The sequence below is a fragment of the Candidatus Aeolococcus gillhamiae genome, from assembly GCF_016464765.1.
Taxonomy (GTDB): domain Bacteria; phylum Chloroflexota; class Dormibacteria; order Aeolococcales; family Aeolococcaceae; genus Aeolococcus; species Aeolococcus gillhamiae.
On sequence record NZ_JAEKNS010000105.1, the window covers coordinates 1 to 15967 of the forward strand.

Genomic DNA, 15967 nt, shown 5'->3' on the forward strand with positions numbered 1-15967 from the left:
CGCGAGGACGTCCTCGCGCAGCTGGTGAAGGCCGCCGAACTCCCCGGTGCGGCCGAGCTGCTCGGTGTTGCCGAGCGAGATGTAATGGGGGATGTGGTCGCGCACGTAGTGCTGGAACACCGGGTACTCGAACACGGCGAGCGGCAGCCGCGCCCACACCGCCTCGATGGCCTGGTTGCCGAAGCCCTCGTGCTCGGGCGGGTAGCAGATGAAGTCCATGGCCTGGTACGTGCTGTAGAAGGGATAGTGGACATCGTCGCCCGGCTGGTATCTGCGGTCGGGGACGACGATGGCGCCGCCGTACGCGAGCGTGATGCCCATGTGCTTCGCATATGCGACGAGCCGGTCGAAATAGGCGCGGTTGTCCTCGAGGTCCTCGCCCTGGGGGAGCAGGAGGACGACGCGGCTGCTGGCGGTGAAGCGGCGGCGCTCGCGGCCGACGCCGTCGGGCGCGCTCTGCAGCGCATCGCGCCGCTCGTCGAGCGCGGCGACCAGCTGGATGGCCAGCTCGATCGACTTGTTGATGGCGACGCGGGCGGGCATGGCCACCACGACGTCGTCAGGGCCGACGGGTGCCCCCTCCCCGGCGACGATCTCCAGTCGCGCGCGGAAGGCGGGGCCATCGATGCTTACCACCTCGCGATCGAAGTCGAAGCCGTCGGGGATCACCGTGCCGACGATGCCCTTGCGCTCGCGCAGCGCGTCGCCGGCGATGGGATTGATGAGCGTGTGGCGGGCGTTGGGCAGCTGCGGGCACATGATGGTGTCGAGCAGCGCGGTGATCTCCGCGTACGGCGTGGTGAAGAGCCGCGCGTTGGGGCCCTCCCAGTACAGGTCGTGGTGCTGCATGAGGAAGCCCAAGTCGGACCGCGCGACGGCGAGGTCGTAGAACGCCAGCGTGGCGGGCAGGTTGTAGGGCAGCGACATGATGTTGCGGATGTGCAGGAGCGCGATGTGGTGCGCGTCGATGTACTGCTCGATCGCGGCGCGAATGGCGCCGGCGCGCGCGGTGATCTCGTCGATGAGCGCGCTGGCAGTGGTGGGCGAGGCGGTGTTGACGTCCGCTGCGGGCGGGAAGATTCGCCGGCGCAACTCCACCGCATCCGCTGACTGGTAGGACAGCTCGGCGATGCGCAGTCCGTCGCTGCCGTCGGGGACGTCGGCTGCGCACGGGTGCACCTGCCAGCCACGCCTGCGCAGCTCCTTGGACAGCTCCTGCGACTGCAGCGACACGCCGTCTGTGCCGAAGAGCTTGTAATGGACCTCGAGGGTCGCGCCGGGCATTACGCCCGCGCGTAGGAGTGGAGGCCGGCGATCCAGAGGTTGACGGCGTAGAGGTCGGCGAAGATGGCGACCAGCCCCACCACGGTGATCAGCGCGGCGCGGGTCTCGCGCCATCCGTACGTGACGCGCGCGTGCAGGTAGATGGCGAACACGACCCAGACGATGAAGCTGAACGTCTCCTTGGGATCCCAGCCCCAGTAGCGGCCCCAGGCGTGCTCACCCCAGACCGCGCCCATCATCACGCCGAAGGTCCACACGGGGAAACCGATCATCACGAAGCGGAAGCTCCACGCATCGAGCGTCTTCGCAGCGGGCAGGTGGCGCAGTGAACCGGCCAGCGATGGCATGAAGCCGCCGCCTCCCCCACCACCACCGCCGACGAGCACCGCCGCGCCGCCGCCGCCGGCGGCGACACTGCCGCGCGAGCCGGTCTGCGCTGTGGCCAGCGCGTAGCCGTCCGCCCAGCGGCGGGCCAGGAAGAACATCGCGAAGAAGCTGGAGAACACCAGCAGCCCGGACGCCGTCGCCATCGAGGTGACGTGGATGGTGAGCCAGTAGCTGTGCAGCGCCGGCACCAGGTTGCCCGGCGGCACATAGAGCATGTACGCCACCGCCATCAGGCCGATGGTCAGGATCATCGCGGGCGCGCCGAGCAGGCGCTGGCCGGCGCGGAGCGAGATCACCAGGAAGACGGTGGCGACCACGAAGGAGATCCCGGTCGAGTACTCGTAGATGTTGCCCAGCGGCCAGTGGCCTGCCTCGAACGCGCGGGTGAGGATCGACGCCAGGTGGAAGGGCCAGCCCAGCGCCACCAGGCCGAGCGCGGTGCCGGCGATGCGCCTGCGCCGGAAGGGGACGTACACAACGAAGGCGATCAGGGCCGCCACGTAGAACGCCACGGCCACGCCGAAGAGCGTCAGCGACAGCGGCGTGTCACTCATCGCGTCAGGATAGTCGTGCGGCGCCTGCGCCTGCGCTCGAGGAGCGGGCGCAGGTAGAGCTTGGTGAGCAGCCCGGTCATGGTGAGCACGAACGCGGTGTACACGAGTGGCACCCCACTGTCCTTCTTGACGTGGAACAGCGAGAACTGGCGCAGGTCGGGGAAGGACACGGTGAAGTTGGCTGTGCCTCCGTTGGCGGCCGGCAGAGACAGGGTCGTGGTCTGGTGGATTGGCAGCGCGAAGGCGGCGGCCCCGCTGTAGTACGGGGACATTCCGCTGGTGTCGAGGCTGAAGACGTCCTGCGAGGCGCCGTTGTCCAGGCCGAGGTCGCCCACGAAGAGCTGCACCTCCATGACCGGGTTGTTGGCCGCGGCGGTGCCCGCGGCGTAGACGAGGTTGAGCCCGTTGGAGGGGCCGCTCACCTGCGGAAGCGCCTGTGCGTCCGGGTACAGCACCAGCCGCGCGCCGATCTGCACCGGTTTCGACTGTCCCGGTAGCGTGTAGTTGAACGCGGGTACCTTGAGCACACCCGTCGACGCCGCCTTGCTGTCGCTGATCATCTGGATGTTGGTGTCGCTGACCACCTCACCCGACGGGTTGCGCACCACCATGCGCGGCGCCCAGCCATAGTCCTGCTGGTAGAAGTCGACGCCGTTGTAGCCAAGGTACTCGTTGACGCGCACGTCCTGGGTGACCACCTGGTGCGCGCCGTCGGTCAGAGTCATGTTGCTGACGAAGTCGGACGGCATGCCGTTGGACTGCAGGGGCGCGCTGAACCTGTTCAGCTGCACCTGGTAGCCGCTGTGGTGACCGTCGAAGAGCATCCCCTCCTGGAGGGTGTCGTAGCTGGCCCGCGTCTCGGCGATGCGCTGGCCCTCGGTGATGGTCATGATCCCGTCGAAGCCGGTCGCCTTGCCCCACACCACCGCGACCACCAGCAAGAAGAACGAGGTGTGGAACATCCAGCTGCCCCACTCGCCCCAGTACTGCGGGGTGCGCGGGTAGCGGCGCACCGTGCGCACGATGAGCGCGCGACCGCGGTTGATGACGCACGACAGCAGTGCGATGTAGAGGCTGGCCAGCAGGATGTAGAACAGCGGCGACACGAACACCGACGTCAGCGGCAGGCCGAGGTGGGTGGCCAGGTCGTTGAGGTTCTGGTGTGCAGCAACGAACTCGCTGACCTTCACCGAGGCGGAGCTGAACTCCTGGGGCACAAAGGTGCCGATCAGCACGATGAGCAGGATGCCGATGAGGAAGTAGATGGCGGTGCGCATGCGCGTGTACTCGTGCCAGAAGTGACCGAACAGCGTGCGCGCGCGCCGGCGCCGCGGCGGAGGCGCGCTGCGTCTGGCAGTGGGGGGCGGCGCGGTTGCTGTGGCCATCAGGAGCTGCTGCCGAGGAGGGAGTCGAGCGTTGTGGGGACGTCAACGAGCGTGCCCAGCTCGCGCAGGCGGATGGTGCCGGCGGCGTCGATCACTACCGTCGTCGGCGGGGCGTCGACGTTGAAGGCGGCGGCGTCATCGGAGGCGGGGTCGAACACGCTCGGGTAGGTGATGTGGAACTCCTGGACGTACGCCCGGGCGTTGGCGGAGTCGTCGCGGATGTCGACGCCGATGAAGTGCACCCCGCGCGCCGAGTACCTGGTCACCAGCGAGTTGAGCTCGGCCTGCTCCTGGCGGCAGGGCCCGCACCACGACGCCCAGAAGTCGACGACGACGGGGTGGCCGCGCAGGGCGGTGAGATCGACGTGGCCGCCGCTCAGGGAGCTGCCGGAGAGTGCGGGCGCAGGCTGGGCGGTGCGCGCGTCTGCCTGCACCCGGGTGGAGACGTCGGGCTGCAGGCTGCAGCCGCTGACGAGAAGCGCGGCGATGAGCGCGGTGGCGCCGAGCGCGGCCACGCGGCATGGGTTCTTGGGCATGGGCATGGGGAGAGCGCGCGAGCTCGGCGCGCAGGGTACTACCGAGGCGGCTCGCGACGCCGTTCCCGGGATTGCTACGGGGCTGGGAATTCGGGGGTACATCGAGACTATGGTGGGGTGTTCCACCCAGCGACAGGAGGCAACTGCCATGGCCGAGACTGAGCACGGCGCCCCGAGCAACGCGGACCTCGAGGAGCCCGGCGACAAGGACGAGGACAAGGGGAACATGTCGGAGGGCAACCGCCCCGCCGGCGGCGACAAGGCCGCCCACGCGGGCTCGGTGGGCCAGCACCCCGACAAGATGCGGGAGCGCGGCACGGTCGATCCCGACAAGCCCGATCCCTCCGGCGGCCCTCCCGGCTGACGGCGGGCGCCGCGCGGCCGGCCGCGCAGATCCTCTCGGGCGAACCTGGCGAGGCGGGACGGCGGTGGCTCGGACAACTGTCCGTTGCCGCCTTCGTCCTCTTCGCTGTGGTCACTCTGCTGGTGGTCAGTGGGGCGACGCACTCCGTCGACGAGTCGATCGCGAATGCGGCGCGGGGCTTGCACTGGGGACCGATGCGATCGTTGTTCAGAGCCACCAGCGCGATCGGCGAGCTGGGAGCGGTCCAGGCGCTGGTCGGCGGCGCCGTGGTGATCGCGCTGCTCGTGGTGAGCCGGCGCGCAGGCTACCTGATGCTCCTCGGCGCGCTGGCGAGCGTTCTCAACCTGGGAATCCGGCTGCTGATTCCTCGGGACGGGCCGGGTGCGACCGAGCACGTGGTGTTCGACCCCTCGCGCGGTCACAGCTATCCGAGCGGGCACGCTGTGCTGTTCACGTGGGTGACCTTCCTGGTGGCGGCGGGGATCTCGCCGCGGATCCCGGCACAGTTGCGCTACGTCGTGTGGGCGCTCGCGGCGGCGGTGACCGCGGTGGCGTGCATTGGGCGTGTGTGGGTCGGAGCGCACTGGCCCTCCGACGTGGTCGGCGGGCTGTTGCTCGGCCTCGGGTGGTCCGCTTTCGTCCTGTGGTTGCCGCAGCGGTGGGTGCGGTGAGTGGGACGATGCGGCTGTGGGGTCGTTTGCTGACCTGAGCTTGGGCCGTGTGGCGTCGCCGCGATCGACGCAGGTGCACCTGTGGCGCGCGCCGCTGGACCTCTCCGACGACGTGGCTCGCGTGGTGTGCGCATCGCTGTCGGCAGATGAGGTGTTGCGCGCGCAGCGGCGGCGTTCCGGGGCCGATCGGGAGCGGTTCGCTGCTGGGCGGGGGTGGCTGCGCGTGCTCCTGGGGGCGTATCTGGACGTCGCAGCGGCCGAGGTGGTCCTGGGGCGCGACGAGCGTGGCAGGCCTCGCGTGGAAATGCCGGGAGCGCCGGACGGCGACTGGCTGCGGTTCAACCTCGCGCACTCGGGGTCGGTTGCCGTCTTCGCGGTGGCGCGTGGGCGCGAGGTGGGCGTGGATGTTGAGATGGTGCGCGACGTTGATGCGGAGGCGATCGCGCGCCGGTCCTTCTCCGCGCGCCAGCATGGGGAGTTGATGCAGCTCCCGCGCGAGTCCCGCGCGGGCACATTCTTTGCGATGTGGACGCACAACGAGGCGTACCTCAAGGGGCTTGGCACCGGGCTCCACCGCGGGGGCGATGTCGACGGGACGCCGGGGTGGTCGATGACGGCGTTCGACGTGGTGCCGGGATACGCGGGCGCGGTGGCCGTTGCCGGGACGGGGGTGGAGGTGCCGTTGGTGGCTCGGGAGCTCTCGCTGGGATCGTGATGGTCACAGGATTGGTACCCGTGGTGGCACACGCATTCGGCAAACGCTACGACCTGCCCGTGCCCTTGTGGCTCTTCGTGATCGGCGGCGCCGCCGTCGTGTTCGTCTCGTTTCTTGTGGTCCTGCCGCGCGCGGTGGCGCCCGCGTCGGCCGGCGAGGCCAGGTTCTCTGACCGCATCCGGCTGCGCCGACCCGCGCCGGTGCGCTGGATCGTCGCCGGATTGATCGCGGTCGCTCTGATGCTGTGCGGCTGGTTCGGCAGCTCGGCGGTTGCCGAGAACATCGTGCCGTCGTTCTTCTGGCTCGCGGTGTGGGTGGCCACCCCGATCAGCTGCGGGCTCCTCGGCGACTGGACGCGGGCCGTGAACCCGTTCGCAGCCCTGGCGCGCGCGTGCGATCGACCCGGCCTGCGCAGCGCCCTGCTGGGTGATGAGCGCGTCGTCGGCTGGCCTCGCCGGCTGGGCTGGTGGCCTGCGGTGGCGTTCTTCTTCACCGTGGCCTGCGGTGAGCTGATCTTCAACGGCACGGCCACGCTGCCGGCGTTCACAGCGTGGGGGCTGCTCGTGTACGCGCTGGTGAACGCCCTGGCCGGGCTGCTCTTCGGTGCGCGGGCCTGGACTGAGCGCGGTGAGGTTTTCTCCGTGCTCTTCGCCACCTGGGGACGCCTCGGCTGGTTCCGGTTTGGCGCCGACGGCGAGCGTGGCTTCGGTGGCGGACTGCGTGTGCCGTTCGACGCCCACGTCAGCCGGGTCACGTTCGTGCTCCTGCTGCTCGTCTCGGTGTCATTCGACGGACTGCTGTCGACACCAGCATGGAAGACGTTTCGCGCTCAGATCACGCTGAGCGGCATCGGCTTCCAGCTGTTCGAAACAGCGGCGTTCGCCGTGCTCGTGCTGGTGGCGTGGGGACTGTTCGGAGGGTTCGCGGCCCTGGTGCGGCACTTCGGCGACATGCAGCGGTCGAATCTCCAGGTCCTCGCAGGCCTGGTGCCCTCGCTGTTGCCGATCGCGTTCGGCTACCTGGTCGCGCACAACGCCGAGTACATCGCGATCAATGGTCAGCTGTTCATCCCGCTGCTCGGCAATCCCGCCGGCATGGACGGCGTCCACCTCCTGCCCGCGCCGTTCAACGACAGCTATGAGATCAACCCGAACCTGCTGCCGTCGTCCGTGGTCTGGTATCTCCAGGTGGCGCTGATCATCTTCGTGCACATCGCTGCGGTGGTGCTGGCGCATCGCTACCTGGCGCGCGCATCGCGCAGCCACGCCAAGGCGCGCGCGAGCGAGTGGCCCTGGATCGTGGCCATGGTGGGATACACGATGACCTCGCTCTGGTTGCTCGCCCAGCCCCTGGTGCAGTAGAGGCCGCCGGCCGCGCTCTGAGAGCCGCTGAGAGTCGGCTGAGAACCGGGCTCCCAGGCGCCGACGGCTTATGCAGCAGGGGTCCAAGTTGGTAAGGTGATAGAGGGACGGGTATGCAATAGCCCCTGAGCAGGCTCAGGGTGCTGGGGTGAGGGGGAGTCAAATGCACCAAACGGCGTCAGCCATTAACGCCCGTGGTGTCGGTCGCAGGGTCGGCGAGCGGGGGATCGAGTGGGCCCCCATGGGAACAACACTCGCTGCGCTACGAGCCAAGCGCGCCCCCTTCGGGACCTGGTGGACGCGCGATCTTGGCGATCTTCGCGATCGGATGCGTCCGGCGAGGCGAATGGGCTCTGTCGACTCCGAGACCGTCGCCGGCATCCTCAGCGATGTCGAGAAGCGCGGTGGGCTGATCGACGCCCCCGCGGTGCCGCGGCCATCCGAGCGGGGATTCGCCCCGCGCCTCCTGCCGCTGAAGTATGCGTTCGACCGCGACCTGGCGGCGTTGATGATCGTCGTCCTCTCGCCTCTGCTCCTGCTCCTGGCGTTCATCGTCACGATCAGCTCGCCCGGGCCGGTGCTGTTCCGGCAGCAGCGCATCGGCCAGGACGGCCGCGGCTTTGTGATGTTCAAGTTCCGTTCGATGAAGCTGCCCACAGCGATGGTCCGCTTCGAGCCGGCTCCGGGGTTGGCGCCAGGCGGCGTCGAGGGCGTGGACCGTCGCACCACGGTCGGCCGCGTCATCCGGCTGCTCAGCATCGACGAGCTGCCCCAGCTGGTCAACGTTCTGCGCGGTGAGATGAGCCTGGTGGGACCGCGGCCCGAGCGTCCGCAGTACGTCGAGCGTTTCACTCGTGACCTCCCCGGCTACGTCGACCGCCACCTGGCGCGGCCGGGGATCACCGGCTGGGCGCAGGTGCACGGGTGCCGCGGGGCGACGTCGATCAGGCACCGGCTCGAGCTCGACCGCGAGTACATCCAGTTCTGGTCGCTGTGGCTCGACCTGAAGATCCTGGTGCGGACGTGCACGATGATCGTCGGCATCGTCATCCCGCGCCCGGGTGACCAGCGCGAGATCGAAGTGATCGGGCGCCGTCAGCAGCCACAGGGGCGGGCCGCGTAGTCGGGTGATCGAGGCGCGGCGTCAGGCTCGTCGCTTCGCCATCGTCTCCCAGACAGCCGCGACGCCGGCCGCCATGCGAGAACGTGAGTACAGCTCCTGGGCGCGGCGGCGGCCCTCCTCGCCCATGCCGTCGGCCATCTCCGCATCTCCGGCGAGGCGCACCAGCGCCGCGGCGATGTCCTCCGGTGATTCTCCGCTGAGCAGGCCGGTGACGCCGTCGTCGACCAGCTCGTCCACGCCCCCGAATCGCACAGCCACCACCGGCACGCCCGCCCCCATCGCCTCGAGGATGGCCAGCGAGCAGCCTTCGTAGACCGACGTCATGAGCAGGCAGCCGGCTCCCGCCATGAGGTTGGGGACGTCGTCGGTGTCGCCGACGAGATGGACCGCGTCCCGGACGCCGAGCTGGGTCGCCAGCGTGGCGACGTGGTCGTGCAGCTCGCCGCTGCCCGCCATGACGAGGCGCATGGTGGGACGTCGGTGCCGGGCGAGCGCGAGGGCGCGAATCGCCAGCTCCGGCCGCTTCTGTGGCGCCAGGCGGCCGACCATGAGGACGACGTCGCGGTCGGGCGTGCGGTCACGACTCCAGCGCTGCAGGTTGATGCCGTTGGGAATGACGCGGTACTGCTCCCTGCGACCGACACCGAGTCGCAGGCCTTCGTCGCGCTCGTGGCGGCTCACCGCGAGGATCGTGGCACAGGCGTGGGCGGCGAGCCGCTCGAGCGCGATGAGCGCGCGACGCGGCGCACCACTGAATGCCCAGAACGACCATGCGTGCGGCGTGACCACGGATGACGCGCGCCGGCCGGTGAGCAACGCCGCGGCGCGCCCGAGCCACGCGGCCTTGCTGGAGTGGCCATGCACAACGTCGCTGCGTCGAACCAGTGGGAGCAGTCGCGCCAGCCAGAGGAGGTCGCTGGGATGCGGGGCGCGGTGCGATGTGAACCGCATGCGGCGGACGCCTGGCATCCGGCCCACGCGGTCCCAGAGCACCGACGGCAGCGGGCAGGCGACGGTGAGCTCGAATCGCTGGTCGGTGTGGAGTTCCTCGACGATGTCGAGGACGTGGCGGGGGACACCGGCGGCGTCAAACGGTTGGGCGATGAGCAGGACGCGGATCGGTCGGGGCACGTGGGTCAGCCCGCGCGCCTGGCCGCGAGTGCGCCCCACAGTGACCGGTACGCCTCGACCATCGCGATCTCGCTGAACTCGCGCTCCACCCTGCGTGCGGCGGTGTCGCCGAGGTGCCGGGCGAGCCGCTCGTCGCCGAGCACGCGCGTGACGGACGTGGCCAGCGCGACGGCGTCATCCGGAGGCACCAGCAGACCGTCCTCGCCGTCGCGGATCAGCTCACGCAGGCCGGGAACGCTGCTGGCAACCACGGGGCGCGCCGCTCGCATGGCCTCGAGCACGACCAGCGGCAGACCCTCCCAATCGGACGGCTGCACGACGACGTCGGCGGCGGCGAGCAGCGCTCGAGCATCCGAACGCGCTCCGACCAGGCGGACGCGTGGGGCCAGTCGCAACTCGCCGATCTGGCGCTCGAGGGCAGACCGGAGGGGGCCGTCGCCGACGATCACCAGGGCCGCGTGCGGGAGCGTCGCGATGGCGGAGAGGGCAACGTCGTGCCGCTTCTGCGGGACGAGTCGACCGGCGGCCATGACCAGGCGCAGGTCAGTCGGCAGACCCCACTCGCGGCGCAGTGCGCCCTGGTCGGCGGCCGGCGGCGGCGCCGCGATGCCGTTGCAGATGGTGGTGAGCGGTTCGAGGCCGTGGGCATGCAATGAGGCAGCGACACCGGGGCCGCACGCCACCACAGGGAGTCGAGTCCAGCGCAGCAGGCGCGCGGTGGCGCGGTCGTCCTCGGGCGGGACACCGTGGAGCGTCACCAGCGCGGGCCAGCTGGCGCCGCGCCGTGCGGCGAGCGCTGTGGCCAGGGCGATGCCGGGGTTGTGGGCGTGGATGACGTCGGGGCGCCAGCTGGCGGCGAAGCGGCGAATGCGCCAGGCCGTGGCGAGAGTCCGATCGGGGCGGCGCGCGATCATGGGAAGGCGCAGCCGGTCCGCGCCGCGCGGCAGCGACACCTCGCCGGCGCAGGCGATCGCCACGGCGTCCCCGCGCGCGAGCGACGCTTCGCTGAGCCGCCGGACCACCTGCTCAGCACCGCCGTGGCCGAGCTCCTGGATCACGTGAAGGATGCGCACGTCGTCAGCGCGGGGATGCGAGCAGCCGCTCGTACAGCGCGACCATCTCCGCTCCCGCCTGGGCGGCGTCGAAGTGCTCGGCGACCCGGGCAACGCCGGCGCGGCCCATCGCGGCGCGCTGGTGCGAGTCCGCGATCAGCGGGGTGAGCGCCTGGGCGAGCGCGGCAACGTCGTCGGGTTCGACAAGGCGTCCGCTGACGCCGTCATCGACGAGCTCGGCGACGCCACCAACACGGCTGGCGACGACGGGCAGCGCGACCGCCATCGCCTCAAGAATGGTGATGGGCAGGTTCTCGCCACGCGACGGGAGCACGAAGATGTCGGCGTCGAGGAGGCGTTCGCGCACGTCGGAGACGTTGCCGTGGAAGGTCACGTCCAGTGCGCTGCCTGCGGCGCGCCGCTCGAGCTCGGCGCGGAGCGAGCCGTCGCCGTAGATGTCGAGGTGCACCAGCGGCGTCCTGCCATTGAGGCGGGCGCAGGCGTCAAGAAGGACGTCGATTCCCTTGTGCGTCTCCAGCCGTGCCGCGGTGGCGATGCGCACCGGCTGGTGGGCCGCGCCCGGCTCGGTGCGGCGGATGTCGATGCGTGACGGCACCATATACATGCGCGACACGGGAAAACCGCGGCCGATGAGGAACTTGGCGAGCGCGCGCGACGGCACCACCACGGCGCCGAGGCGTGCGAGCAGCGCCTCGAAACGGAGATGACCGTGCAGCCGCCACGCCGCCCGCAGCGGGGAACCGGCCGGGCGCGCGTCGGGTCGGCCGGGCAGACCGACGAGCTCTTCGGGAAGTCCGTGGTACGTGTGCACGAGCTCGGCACCAGTCGCGGTGCGCACGACGGCGCCGCAGAGCAGCAGGGCGCGGCGATCCTGGGTGTGCACGATGTCCGCACCGCGCAGCTGCGGCCACAGCCGGGCGGCGCTGACGACGTCGGTCTTGCTGCGCAGTGGAAACGCCTCCGCCGCGAGCCCGAGGCTGCGCACGCGGTCGGCGACCTCGTCGCTGCCGCAGAGCACGCGCACCCTGGCTCCGGCGGCGGCCACTCGAGGAGCGAGGTTGAGCAGATGCGACACGGGTCCACCCTCGGTCAGGGTGCTGACGTAGGTGACCTTCACGCGCGGGGTGCGAGCCGACCAGCGCGAACTGCGCGGCTGCCGGCGGGCTGCCGCATCCTCATGTCCTGCCAGATGCACGTGACCATGGCGCCGACCAACCACAGCGGCGCGTAGTACTGCTCCGACAACGTCAGCGCCGACACGATCGCCACAATCATCGCGCCGGCGACGGCGATGGCAAACGAGGGTGGCCCGATGCGTTCTCGGATGGCCACGCGGATTCGTCGCAGGTTGGTCGCCAGGTACGCGAGCAGCAGCGCGAGCGCCGGGAGGCCGACCTCGACGCCGACGTCGAGGTACGTGTTGTGCACCACGGTCGGGTCCTGGCTCGTCGGTGGCCGGCCGTCCACCTGCGCGTTGTAGTACTGGAAGTTGCCGGGCCCGACGCCGGCGAACGGGTGGGTGGCGATGAGTTCGAGCGCGCTTCGCCAGGAGTCGAACCGGTGCCCCACGTTGGCGCTGGCGACGTTCGACTTGTACAGCAGCGCCTTGCTGAGTCGCTGCGGCTGGGCCACGGCGACGACCGCCACCAGGCTCAGCACCAGGAGAATCGGCACCAACGCGGTGCGGATGAGATGCCGCTGGTAGAACAGCACCCACACGAAGGCGACGCCCAGGCCGAGCGCGGCGCCGCGTGAGAAGGTGAGCGCGTCGGCGAGGCTGATGATCGCGATCAGCACCAGCACGAAGACGCGGGCCCACCCCCGGTAGCGCAGCAGCCAGAGTGTCAGCGGCAGGACCGACGAGAGGATGTACGCAAGGTCGTTGGGGTCGCCGTACGTCGGCGTGGCGCGCGTGTCGATGCCGATGAGCAGGTTGCGGATGGCGAGCACACCGGCGACGGCGGACGCGATGGACAGCATCCACACCACGCGCTCAAGGGTGCGGTAGTCGCCGACGAACGAGCTGAGCACCATGTACAGGCCGACGTAGCTGACATAGCGCAGCGTCACCGGAAGCGCGCTGTCGAGGTGCTGTGCGGCGACGGTCGAGACCAGCAGGCACGCCAGGATTCCCAGCAGCATGACGTGGGTGGCGTCGATGCGCAGGTGTCGGCGCCGCGTCGCCAGCTGGATGATGAAGCTGAGAAAGCAGAGGCCGCCGGTGAGCTTGACCAGCGTGATCGACGAGCCGGCGCCGCCGCCGAATGACACCGAGTACTCCAGCGGGACAGCGGCGGCGAGGAGCATGAGCGCCAGGTCCAAGCGCATCACCGCAACGACCACCACCAACAGCACTCCGACCGCGGGGAGCACCAGGATCGGCCAGGCCGTGGCAGTGATGGCCACGACCACGGCGACGGCGACCGCCGCCAGGGCGCCCGCCAGCGCGCTGTTTACGCGTTCGGCGAGGTGCCTTGAGGACGGGCGGGCCAGTTCACCCTGGGTCGGCATGCAGGAGGGAAGTCTGCGCCACGGCGGGCTGTGTGGCAGGAGTCATCGAAGCGACGGCATGGCTCACAGCCGTGACCGGGTGCACCAGCGTGGTCTGCGCGGCGGATGCAGTGGGGATCGGGCGGGTGAGCACGCGCTCGAGGATCGGTGCGAGCGCGGCCTCGAACGCCGGCTCCGCCGGGGACACCGTGCCGACCTCGGTCACCCATGAGGTGGCGCGTGGGCGGCCGCGCAGCTCGCGGAGCGGGATGGTGTCCTTGACGAGAAGCATCGCAGTCCGGATCAGGATCACCAGGTCCCCGGTCAGCGACCACGTCGACACGTAATAGTTGTCGAGCCGGGCACGGTCGATGATCGAGGTGTCACCACGCAGGCCGTTGACCTGGGCCCAGCCAGTGATGCCGACGCGTACGCGGTGGCGCGACTGGTACTCGGGGATCGACGCCGCGAAGACGTTGGCGATGAGCGGGCGCTCGGGTCGTGGCCCCACCAGGGACATGTCGCCGCGCAGCACGTTCCACAGCTGCGGTGCCTCGTCGAGGCCCGTGCGACGGAGGAACGAGCCCAGCCTGGTCACGCGTGGGTCGCCGACCACCGACCAGGTGCGGTCGCCGTCGTCGTTGGGAACCATGCTGCGGAACTTGAACATGGCGAACTCGCGGCCATCCATGCCGACGCGGACCTGGCGAAAGAAGATGGGGCGCTTACCGACGAACGGCCGCGGGCCGGACACGCGCACCGCCGCGGCGACGAGCACGAGTACCGGCGCCAGCACGGTCAGCGCTGCCAGCGAGACGAGGATGTCGCAGCCGCGCTTGAGCATACGATTGGAGAGTCGCTGCAGCGGACGGGGCAGCAGAGTGAGCGGGATCCCGCAGAGCTCGTCCGGCGATGTTCCCTCGACGCCGACCTCGAAGAAGCGCGGCACCGCGTAGATCTCCGCGCGCAGGCGCTCGCACGTGATCAGCAGGCGGACCATCTGCGCCTCGCGGAGCGACGAGAACGCGAGCAGGATGCGGGTGACGCCCGCGCGCCGCGCCACGGACTCGATGTCGGCGAACGACCCGAGCCGGCATACGCCGTCGACGGGGTACGACCCCTCGTCGTCGATGAGCCCGATGACCCGCATGCCCAGGCCGGGGTGGTCGACGGTGGCGCGCGCCAGCCGCGTCGCCACCTCACCCGAGCCAACGATGAGCACGCGATCCTCGAGCCACCCGCGCCGGCAGGCCGCGCGCACGGCCAGCAGCGCGAGGCCCCGCGCCAGCAGGAGCACAGGGACCACGGTGACGCCGAGCGCGACCAGACCGGCGGTGGCTCTCGCCGGGTTGAGCGGCACCAGCACAAGCGTGGCGAGGGCCACGCGCTCGGCGACCGGGAGAACCGCGTCGGCGAGCCGCGGCGACACCCGGCTGGCGGCGCGGCGGTCGACGCCGGACAGTCCGAGGACGATGGCCACGGCCCAGCCGGCCCAGGCCGGGCTGAGCCGATGACCGGCAGCAAGGACCGCCAGGAGCCCCAAGCCCTCGGCCGCGCTGAAGACGAGGCGCAGCACGGCTCGCGCTGACGTCCGTTCACGAAGCCGCGCGAATGGCAGGAACCCCCGGCGGCCTTGCGACCCCCCCATCCTCTCCCCCCGAGATCCGGCCTCCGCAGAAGCCGCTCAGTACATCTACGATCAACGGCGGTGTCGCCGGCTCGCCGGCCCCGCCGAAGGGGGTCGAACGCACCAAACGGCTCCGTACACGGTAATATCGGCAATCGCGTCACTAAAGTCAAACGCTCAAGCGGACTCGCTGCCGCGAGCGATCCGCGGACACTCGACGCCATGGGGGGACACGGGACGTGCAGCGGCTGACCGAGCAATCCACGGCCAACGATTCGCTTCTCGAGTTGGGGGATCGCTACGCGCGGGCCAACCGCACCCGGGAGGCGGTGTCCGTCTCGCACCACCTCGCCGGCAACCCCCTGTTCACGCAGGCGGCGATCGCCGACCTCGCGGACGCGCTGCCGGCGACGTCGGTGGTGAGCGACAAGGCGGACCAGGCGTTGGTCTCCCCCGACGCACCACCGCGCGGTTCGGAGGCGCGTCCCGGCGATGTCATCCGCAACCTCGACACCAAGCGAAGCTGGCTGACGCTGCTGAACATCGAGCAGGAGCCGGCCTATCGCGACCTCATGAACGCGTGCCTCGACGAGGTCGCGGCGGTCGTCGACCTGAAGCGCGGCGACACGCGACGTCGCGCGGGCTTCATTTTCGTGTCGTCACCGAACTCGGTGACCCCGGCGCACTTCGACATCGAGCACAGCCTGCTGCTGCAGCTCTCCGGGCAGAAGCGGGTCACCGTCGGACGCTTCGCGGACGAGGAAACGCGGCAGCGCGAGCGCGAGCGTTACTGGGACGGCGCGCTGGGACGCGTCGAGGACATGCCAATGGCGGTGGAACCGCACGACCTCGCCCCGGGGATGGGCGTCTACCTGCCACCCATCTGCCCGCACTGGGTGCACAACGGCGACCAGGTGTCGATCTCGATGACGCTGACGTACTTCACCAGCCAGTCAGAACGCGACCAGCAGATCGAGGCGTTCAACGCCAAGCTGCGCAAGCGGGGAATGCACCCGGTGCCGCCGGGACGGTCGCACGTGCGCGACGTCGCCAAGGCGTCGGTGATGCGCGCGTGGGGAGTGCGACGGCGGTTCTTCGGGAACGGGATCGAGGTTTCCGGGTCGCACTAGCAGGGAGCTGAAAAAGCCCTTGAGCTGGCTCCGCTGCACGGATTTGTGACATCTGGCGGCCCGGGTCCGGGGTCGAAGCTGGGCGATCAGGCCAGCGGCGGGGGCGTCGCCGACACTCACCACCCTCGTCAGGCCA

Annotated in this window: 15 protein-coding genes; 6 read left to right on the forward strand and 9 right to left on the reverse strand. The window is 70.2% G+C overall.

Annotated elements, in window-relative coordinates; translation table 11 throughout:
* From JF886_RS10100 to JF886_RS10115, 4 genes are all read right to left on the reverse strand, one after another.
* A partial coding sequence (locus tag JF886_RS10100; RefSeq protein WP_337312072.1) for a glycosyltransferase family protein occupies positions 1-1284 on the reverse strand: 1284 nt, incomplete at its 3' end.
* A complete protein-coding gene (gene ccsB, locus JF886_RS10105) occupies positions 1284-2225 on the reverse strand; it encodes a c-type cytochrome biogenesis protein CcsB (protein ID WP_337312074.1) in 942 nt (313 codons plus the stop codon). The genes JF886_RS10100 and ccsB, both read right to left, overlap by 1 nt.
* Entirely contained in the window at positions 2222-3610 is a 1389-nt protein-coding gene (locus tag JF886_RS10110) for a cytochrome c biogenesis ResB family protein (protein ID WP_337312076.1), read from the reverse strand. Before JF886_RS10110 ends, ccsB begins: the two co-directional genes overlap by 4 nt.
* Positions 3610-4152: a TlpA family protein disulfide reductase gene (locus JF886_RS10115; protein ID WP_337312078.1), complete on the reverse strand. Its 543-nt coding sequence runs from the start codon at positions 4150-4152 to the stop codon at positions 3610-3612. The genes JF886_RS10110 and JF886_RS10115 overlap by 1 nt, the downstream gene beginning before the upstream one ends.
* A 142-nt stretch (positions 4153-4294) precedes the next feature.
* On the opposite strand from JF886_RS10115, the gene JF886_RS10120 reads away from it, so the two are divergent.
* The 5 genes from JF886_RS10120 (at position 4295) to JF886_RS10140 (ending at position 8380) form a co-directional block, all read left to right on the forward strand.
* A complete protein-coding gene (locus JF886_RS10120; protein WP_337312080.1) occupies positions 4295-4510 on the forward strand; it encodes a hypothetical protein in 216 nt (71 codons plus the stop codon).
* 194 nt (positions 4511-4704) lie between these two features.
* Positions 4705-5181 carry a phosphatase PAP2 family protein gene (locus JF886_RS10125; protein WP_337312082.1) on the forward strand — a complete coding sequence of 159 codons (477 nt, stop codon included), beginning with the start codon at positions 4705-4707 and terminating at the stop codon, positions 5179-5181.
* A gap of 73 nt (positions 5182-5254) precedes the next feature.
* Positions 5255-5896 (forward strand): 4'-phosphopantetheinyl transferase family protein, encoded by a 642-nt coding sequence (locus tag JF886_RS10130; RefSeq protein ID WP_337312084.1) that lies wholly within the window; start codon positions 5255-5257, stop codon positions 5894-5896.
* 23 nt (positions 5897-5919) lie between these two features.
* Positions 5920-7257, forward strand: a complete 1338-nt coding sequence (locus tag JF886_RS10135; RefSeq protein WP_337312086.1) for a hypothetical protein — start codon at positions 5920-5922, stop codon at positions 7255-7257.
* 241 nt (positions 7258-7498) lie between these two features.
* Positions 7499-8380 (forward strand): sugar transferase, encoded by an 882-nt coding sequence (locus tag JF886_RS10140; RefSeq protein WP_337312088.1) that lies wholly within the window; start codon positions 7499-7501, stop codon positions 8378-8380.
* Positions 8381-8401: 21 nt separating this feature from the next.
* Here the strand turns inward: JF886_RS10140 and JF886_RS10145 are convergent, their stop codons facing one another.
* The 5 genes from JF886_RS10145 to JF886_RS10165 are packed head-to-tail and all read right to left on the reverse strand — an operon-like array spanning position 8402 to position 14650.
* Positions 8402-9550 (reverse strand): glycosyltransferase, encoded by a 1149-nt coding sequence (locus JF886_RS10145; RefSeq protein ID WP_337312089.1) that lies wholly within the window; start codon positions 9548-9550, stop codon positions 8402-8404.
* Positions 9517-10584 carry a glycosyltransferase gene (locus JF886_RS10150; protein WP_337312090.1) on the reverse strand — a complete coding sequence of 356 codons (1068 nt, stop codon included), beginning with the start codon at positions 10582-10584 and terminating at the stop codon, positions 9517-9519. The genes JF886_RS10145 and JF886_RS10150 overlap by 34 nt, the downstream gene beginning before the upstream one ends.
* Before the next feature lie 4 nt (positions 10585-10588).
* Positions 10589-11701, reverse strand: a complete 1113-nt coding sequence (locus JF886_RS10155) for a glycosyltransferase family 4 protein (RefSeq protein ID WP_337312092.1) — start codon at positions 11699-11701, stop codon at positions 10589-10591.
* A complete protein-coding gene (locus JF886_RS10160) occupies positions 11698-13095 on the reverse strand; it encodes an O-antigen ligase family protein (protein WP_337312094.1) in 1398 nt (465 codons plus the stop codon). Before JF886_RS10160 ends, JF886_RS10155 begins: the two co-directional genes overlap by 4 nt.
* Positions 13079-14650: a sugar transferase gene (locus JF886_RS10165; RefSeq protein ID WP_337312096.1), complete on the reverse strand. Its 1572-nt coding sequence runs from the start codon at positions 14648-14650 to the stop codon at positions 13079-13081. Before JF886_RS10165 ends, JF886_RS10160 begins: the two co-directional genes overlap by 17 nt.
* A gap of 290 nt (positions 14651-14940) precedes the next feature.
* On the opposite strand from JF886_RS10165, the gene JF886_RS10170 reads away from it, so the two are divergent.
* Positions 14941-15831 (forward strand): JmjC domain-containing protein, encoded by an 891-nt coding sequence (locus tag JF886_RS10170; RefSeq protein WP_337312097.1) that lies wholly within the window; start codon positions 14941-14943, stop codon positions 15829-15831.
* The last annotated feature ends 136 nt before the right edge of the window (positions 15832-15967 follow it).